Raw genomic sequence first — 6,271 nt, 5'->3', positions numbered from 1 at the left:
CGCTTACCGCTCATGGGCACCTCTCTTTCAGCCATCTTAAATGACTCTGAGGTGTCTGTTAAACCCGTGGCGATTCACGTCATCATGTGTAGTGATGGTCGGTTTAAGCCATTTGGGATAATGCTTGTTAAGGAAACCCTGCACTGGCCCACTCCATGCAAGGGCGTCATGCGCCTCTTTTTTGCTCAGGATTATCTCACTGTCAGGAAAGTGCCCGATTCCTCCTGCGTGATCGCCGTGCATATGCGTCATTATCACCCATCTTATCTCCCGCAGATTGAATCCAAGTGCCTGAATTCCTGCATTCACTTCTTCTTCAGGTTTGACCCATCTTCTCTCGCACTTCTGCATAAATGGGTGCCACCAGGGTTGATATCCGGGATCGTTTGCGTGTGAGCTTTCGCCCGTATCTACTAAGATAAGCCCTTCCGGATGTTCAATCAGCCAGCATCCGATCGGAAGACGAGGACTCCAGTCTTTGTCTGTCAGGACATCGACTACACGGGCAGGACGAGCCTCGTAACGTGCCAGTTGATGCCGGCTTTTAATCTGGACGTCTCCGGTTTGCAGGCAATGTATTTTCATGTCATCCTCTTAACGCAACAAGTGTTGCAATAAATCTTAGGCTTTAATCATGATGAGAGCAATACCTGAGGAAAAAGGTTCACTCGACGCAGTAAAAGAGAGAACGGGTGGGCGCAGTGCGAAAGTCAGAGAGGCTGTATTGCAGGCTGCCCGACAGATACTCATGCAAGAAGGGGCGAATGCCTTAACACACCGTAAAGTGGCCCATATTGCCGGAGTAAACGCCTCAACGGTCTATCGCCGATGGCCTGACAGAACAAGGTTGATTGCCGATGTGTTCAGAAGTACAGCTGAAAGCATGGTTTCCATTCCAGACAGCGGCAGCCTGCATCTTGATTTGTACGAATTCTTAAAGATGATAACCAGTATGCTTTCTTCATCAGAGGGCAGGAAAATGATACAAGGCGCGATCGATGCCACTTCGTCAGGCGACGAATTGGTTGGATCGGCAATTCGGGACGTATGGGAGCAGAGGTTTCAGCAGGCAGAGATGATGTTCGAACGGGCAATCCGGCGCGGTGAAGCTGGCTTTGAGGGGCAACGCAGAGCCATACTTGAAACGCTTATTGCACCTGTATGGTTCAGAATTTTGATTACTCAAGAGCCTGTAGACGAGGAATATCTGGCTGCAAATGTCACCCGAATTTTAAAGCAGATGTCATGAAACCGGTATTGATTAATGCTCGATCCTGAAGGGATCCCTGGTTGTACTTTCTTAAAAAACGCTTTGTGAGATCGGATCCAGGCCCCCTTCTCACGCCTGGCCGCCGGTTGTCCTGCCGGAGGTTCAGTGTGAGAAGCGGACACAGGTTCTCAGGGTGCGTGAAACTTAAACTACCTCGCTCAAACTTGTGTCAGCCCACCATCCACACAAATTTCCGCTCCGGCTATATAGCTGCTTTCGTCACTCGCGAGGAATAATGCTGCATTGGCAACTTCTTCAGGCCTGCCCATTCTTGCTAAAGGAATGGCGCTGATTATCCCGTTGCGTAGCTCTTCAGAGGCTGCCTGCATCATCTCCGTATCAACAGGGCCGGGAGCGACAACATTAATGCGAATGCCCCGCTCGGAGAGTTCACGTGTCCATGTGCGGGCAAAAGAACGAAGCGCCGCCTTACTGGCGCCGTATACGCCATATCCCTGTGTGCCAAGGACATCGGCGACAGAACCTATCAATACCACGCTGGCGCCCGCTTTCATCAGGGGAAGTGCGGCCTGGAGAGCAAACAGCGGTGAGCGCACGTTCAAACCGAAAGTAGTATCAAAATGCGCTGGGGTAACTTCATCAAGGGTCGAATATGTCGACATGCCGGCATTGATCACCAGCACATCTATCTGGCCGGACTCCGTCTTAATCAGCTCAGCTATACGCGTTAGTTCGCTTATCTGACTGACATCGGCACGTAGCGGCCTGCCATCGCCGGCTATGGTGTGGCTGGCTGCTGCTAATTCCTCGTTGCGGCGCGAGGTGAACCAGGTTGTTGCCCCTTCACTGGCAAATCGCTGGCTGATAGCAAGACCAATGCCTTTGGCGCCGCCGAGTATCAGGGCAACTTTATTATTTAACCTACTCATCTGCTCACTCCTGTCAGGATGGAAAACAGATGATATAATTTTTATACTTAATAACAATTACGCACTTTGTTTATACCAGGTATTCCGGAGTATATCGCTATGAATCAGACTGACTGTAATGACCTGAAAGAAATAGGAAAAACCCGCCCGGTTCTTGAGAATATAACCAATAAATGGTCGATTTTAATTCTTACCGTGCTTTGTAGTGAACCCGTGCGCTTTAATGAACTGCGCCGCCGACTGGACGGCATTACGCACAAGGCTTTGGCTGATGCGCTTAAGCGGCTTGAGCGCAATGGACTGGTTCATCGAAAGGTACTGTCTGGTTCGCCGGTGAGCGTGGAGTACAGTCTTACCGCACTCGCGCAGTCGCTCCAGGACCCTTTTAATGCGCTGTACGAATGGGCGCTAAAATATGGCCCTGAAATGGCACAGGCTCAGTTGATATATGACGCTAAACATGCGGAAAAACTTTGCTGAATCAGCGAAACGTTGGGTAACCTTGCGATGAGCCGCCTGGCCTTTCGGGTTGTTGCAGGCTTTAAGGAGGCGAAAGCATCCGCTGCTTTCTGTTACGAAGAATTAATCGCGCAGCAGCGTCAGCACGTTTTGCGCCTGCTGGTTGGCCATCTTCGTGACCGCATTTTGCCCCTGCTCTTTGATCTGCGCCATAGCCAGCTTGCTGGCTTCCTGCGCGTAGTCGGCGTCCTGAATGCGGCTCTGTGCCGCCTGCGTCGCGATACTCTGCTGTGACAGCACCGATTTGTTGGACTCGTAACGGTTGATCTTCGAGCCATAATCGGAACGGTAGCTGCTGACTTTGTTCAATGCCGCATCCAGCGCGCCCATCGCCGTACGAATGGCACCATCGGTCAGCAGGCTGGTGTTGTCCAGACCCAGCGTTTTGGTATCGGACGGCGTCGGCCCCAGGGTATCCGACTGGATCGGCTGACCATAGTTGGCGCTGGTGATCACCTCTAAAGGCTGGCTCTGTTTCGGCGGCACCGCTGGCGTGGCGGTCGGCTGCGGCAACGAGCCCCACGTCAGGTTGCTGTTAAACGAACCGTTGCCCACCACCACCACGATAAGATCTTCGCTGACGTTATCAATGCTGACCCGTTCCAGGGTATTGCTGGTTACCGTGCCGTCGTTCGCCGCGCCCGTGGCCGCATCTTCATAGCGATCGCCGTCGCCGCTATAGGTGATGCTCATCCCGTTATAGCTGGAGGTTTCGCTGCCGTTCAACGCCCACGCCGGGCCGCCTTCATTCAGACCTGAAGCGTCGTAGCTGGCGCCGCTGCTGAAACCGTTGCTGACGCTCATCAGCTTGCTGGTCGCGGAGGCGGCATCGGTGACGCCTTTACTGGCCCACGTAAAGTCGGGCGTGCCGCCTTCGATCGGCGTGCCGGCCAGATGCTTGCCGTCGCGCGTGAACAGCTGCACATCGTCATCCATGCTCAAGGAATCAACGGTAATAGAAATATTCGTGGTGCCGGCCGGAATATACGCCAGCGAAATCACGCCGGAGTTAAAGGAGTAGTTCTGTCCGGCTATCGGGAATTTAGTGCCGATAGGCGCAACGTTGCCCAACAGCACCGGCGGCAGCTCCGGCTTATCGGTCGCCAGAGGAAACTGCCCAAAAATTTCCGTGCCGCTGGCGATGCCGTTGATGCTTGCCAGCAGCTGTTGATATTCCGCGTTATAGCTCTGGCGGTCGGACACTGACATAGTGCCGTTGGCCGCGCGTACCGCAAGGCTTTTTGCCTTGATCAGCATATCGCCAATGTTGCCCAGCGCGCTTTCCGCCGTCTGCGCGTAGCTGATAGCGTCGTTAAGGCCGCGTGTTACCGCGCTGTCGGCGTTGACGTTCGCCTGCATACGGTTGGCGATAGCCTGCCCCGCCGCGTCGTCGCGCGCGCCATTAATGCGCAAACCAGAGGAAAGCCGCTCAATAGATTGCGCCAGCAGCGAGCTGTTCGCCGCTCGGGCATTGCCCGTGGCCAGCGCAGTTTCATTGTTGTAAATCGTTAACATTATCACTCTGCACAATTATTGAGGTAGTGAAGTTATCGGCTGCAGCCAGGACGGCTTTAGACGGCACGATTAATCTTTACACAACCCAAATAAATCTCGCCTTTCCGCGCCAGAGGCCAACATGGCGCACGGTTGGATAAGTTATTTTTCACTCATTAATAACTTATGATGCACTTAACTGCGCCGTTTTAGCTCGTTGAGTCGGGCCAGATGGCGGCAGAAACGTGATAATCCTCTATTTTTTGTGAAATGGCGTGCATAAACCACGCATAATATTGCTTAAGTTTGCTGCGGTAAGAGAAATATCCAGCTGTTACAGACAGGTTATTAATAGGGCTTTTTGCGCAACCCTTAACCTTGATACAGAGCAATATGTTTAACATTTATGTAAAAAAAGCAGTTTATAGCAGGCACGGGCTTTTCAAATGTAATAAACACTAATAAAACTGCGCTTGACCTTATTTGAAAAAAGGCTTGCCTGACAGCACGCAATCGGCGAAATTAACCGCCGATTTTCCGAATTTATAACTATGCGGCTAAAGCCCGTCCTGATGAAAACCGACTTAATTTTCGCTTCAAATCAGGCGATTGACTCCAGAGGTATCCGTGTCAACTGCAAACAAACATCCTGAGAACACCAGTCTCAACGCGTTTAAACAGCCCCGATCCTTTTATTTAATTTTTTCGATTGAGCTCTGGGAACGATTTGGTTACTACGGCCTACAGGGCATCATGGCGGTTTATCTCGTCAAGATGCTGGGCATGTCCGAAGAGCAGTCTATTACGCTGTTCGCCTCTTTCAGCGCGCTGGTTTACGGCCTGATAGCCGTTGGCGGCTGGCTGGGCGATAAGGTGCTCGGCACCAAACGCGTTATCGTGCTGGGCACGCTGGTGCTGGCGCTGGGCTACGCGCTGGTGGCCTGGTCAGGGCATGACGTCAGCATGGTCTATATCGGCATGGCAACGATTGCCGTCGGTAACGGCCTGTTTAAAGCGAATCCCTCTTCGCTGCTCTCTACCTGTTATGAAAAAGACGATCCCCGCCTGGACGGCGCCTTCACCATGTATTACATGGCGATCAATATCGGCTCCTTTTTCTCCATGCTGGCCACGCCCTGGCTGGCCGCGCACTATGGCTGGAACGTCGCCTTCTCACTCTCTTTTGTCGGCATGCTGATCACCCTGGTGAACTTTATGATTTGCCGCCGCTGGGTGAAAGATCATGGTTCTAAGCCTGACTTCCAGCCGTTGCAGGTAGGCAAGCTGCTGGCAACGATAGTCGGTATCGCGGTGCTGATCGTCATTGCGACCTGGATGCTGCACAATCAGGGCGTCGCGCGTCTGCTGCTGGCAGTGGTCGCTATCGGCATCGTGCTGCTGTTCGCTAAAGAAACTTTTGCCTTACAGGGCGCGCCGCGCCGCAAGATGATCGTCGCGTTTCTGCTGATGGTGGAAGCCATCGTGTTCTTCGTGCTCTATATGCAGATGCCGACCTCGCTGAACTTCTTCGCCATCCGCAACGTCGAGCACAGCATCCTGGGCCTGACCTTCCAGCCCGAGCAGTATCAGGCGCTGAATCCTTTCTGGATCATGATTTTCAGCCCGCTGCTGGCGGCAATCTATAACAAGATGGGCGACCGCCTGCCGATGCCGCACAAGTTTGCGCTGGGCATGGTGCTTTGCTCCATCGCTTTCCTCGTGCTGCCGCTGGGCGCGAAATTCGCCAACGATCTGGGTATCGTGTCGGTGGGCTGGCTGATCCTGAGCTATGCGCTGCAAAGCGTGGGCGAGCTGATGATCTCCGGGCTGGGCCTGGCGATGGTCGCCCAGCTGGTGCCGCAGCGTCTGATGGGCTTTATTATGGGCTCCTGGTTCCTGACCACGGCAGGCGCTGCCATGGTGGCCGGTAAAGTTGCCAACATGATGGCGGTGCCGGAAAACATCACCGATCCGCTGCAGTCGCTGCACGTTTATGGCGACGTCTTTTTGCAGATCGGTATCGTGACCGGCGTTATTGCTGTTCTGATGATGCTGACCGCGCCTAAACTGAACCGCATGACGCAGAACTGATATCGAC

At 53.2% G+C, this 6,271-nt stretch carries 6 protein-coding genes; 3 read left to right on the top strand and 3 right to left on the bottom strand.

Features of this window, described 5'->3' with window-relative positions; translation table 11 throughout:
* Positions 1–36: 36 nt before the first annotated feature.
* Entirely contained in the window at positions 37–585 is a 549-nt protein-coding gene (locus AB3U87_RS12405) for an MBL fold metallo-hydrolase (protein ID WP_394149201.1), read from the bottom strand.
* Between the two features lie 49 nt (positions 586–634).
* On the opposite strand from AB3U87_RS12405, the gene AB3U87_RS12400 reads away from it, so the two are divergent.
* The gene (locus tag AB3U87_RS12400; protein ID WP_253454413.1) at positions 635–1,249 is read left to right on the top strand and encodes a TetR/AcrR family transcriptional regulator; all 615 of its coding nucleotides are present in this window, start codon (positions 635–637) and stop codon (positions 1,247–1,249) included.
* Between the two features lie 179 nt (positions 1,250–1,428).
* Here the strand turns inward: AB3U87_RS12400 and AB3U87_RS12395 are convergent, their stop codons facing one another.
* Complete coding sequence (locus AB3U87_RS12395; protein ID WP_301253246.1) at positions 1,429–2,160, bottom strand: SDR family NAD(P)-dependent oxidoreductase; 732 nt, start codon at positions 2,158–2,160, stop codon at positions 1,429–1,431.
* Positions 2,161–2,259: 99 nt separating this feature from the next.
* Between AB3U87_RS12395 and AB3U87_RS12390 the strand changes: the two genes are divergently transcribed.
* The gene (locus AB3U87_RS12390; RefSeq protein ID WP_301253244.1) at positions 2,260–2,640 is read left to right on the top strand and encodes a winged helix-turn-helix transcriptional regulator; all 381 of its coding nucleotides are present in this window, start codon (positions 2,260–2,262) and stop codon (positions 2,638–2,640) included.
* A gap of 102 nt (positions 2,641–2,742) precedes the next feature.
* Here the strand turns inward: AB3U87_RS12390 and AB3U87_RS12385 are convergent, their stop codons facing one another.
* Positions 2,743–4,194 (bottom strand): flagellin N-terminal helical domain-containing protein, encoded by a 1,452-nt coding sequence (locus AB3U87_RS12385; RefSeq protein WP_301253243.1) that lies wholly within the window; start codon positions 4,192–4,194, stop codon positions 2,743–2,745.
* Between the two features lie 606 nt (positions 4,195–4,800).
* Here AB3U87_RS12385 and dtpA point away from each other — a divergent pair.
* Complete coding sequence (dtpA, locus tag AB3U87_RS12380; protein WP_253454417.1) at positions 4,801–6,264, top strand: dipeptide/tripeptide permease DtpA; 1,464 nt, start codon at positions 4,801–4,803, stop codon at positions 6,262–6,264.
* Positions 6,265–6,271: the final 7 nt, after the last annotated feature.

It is taken from the genome of Erwinia plantamica (assembly GCF_043420595.1).
GTDB classification, from domain to species: Bacteria; Pseudomonadota; Gammaproteobacteria; order Enterobacterales; family Enterobacteriaceae; genus Erwinia; species Erwinia aeris.
The sequence above is the reverse complement of the archived record's forward strand: the minus strand, read 5'-3'. Positions and strand labels throughout refer to the sequence as shown.

What these genes read in the sequence shown, in the direction of transcription:
- AB3U87_RS12400 (WP_253454413.1), top strand. Translation starts at nt 635, where the DNA reads ATGATGAGAGCAATACCTGAGGAAAAAGGTTCACTCGACGCAGTAAAA.
- AB3U87_RS12405 (WP_394149201.1), bottom strand. Translation starts at nt 585, where the DNA reads ATGAAAATACATTGCCTGCAAACCGGAGACGTCCAGATTAAAAGCCGG.
- AB3U87_RS12385 (WP_301253243.1), bottom strand. Translation starts at nt 4,194, where the DNA reads ATGTTAACGATTTACAACAATGAAACTGCGCTGGCCACGGGCAATGCC.
- AB3U87_RS12395 (WP_301253246.1), bottom strand. Translation starts at nt 2,160, where the DNA reads ATGAGTAGGTTAAATAATAAAGTTGCCCTGATACTCGGCGGCGCCAAA.
- AB3U87_RS12390 (WP_301253244.1), top strand. Translation starts at nt 2,260, where the DNA reads ATGAATCAGACTGACTGTAATGACCTGAAAGAAATAGGAAAAACCCGC.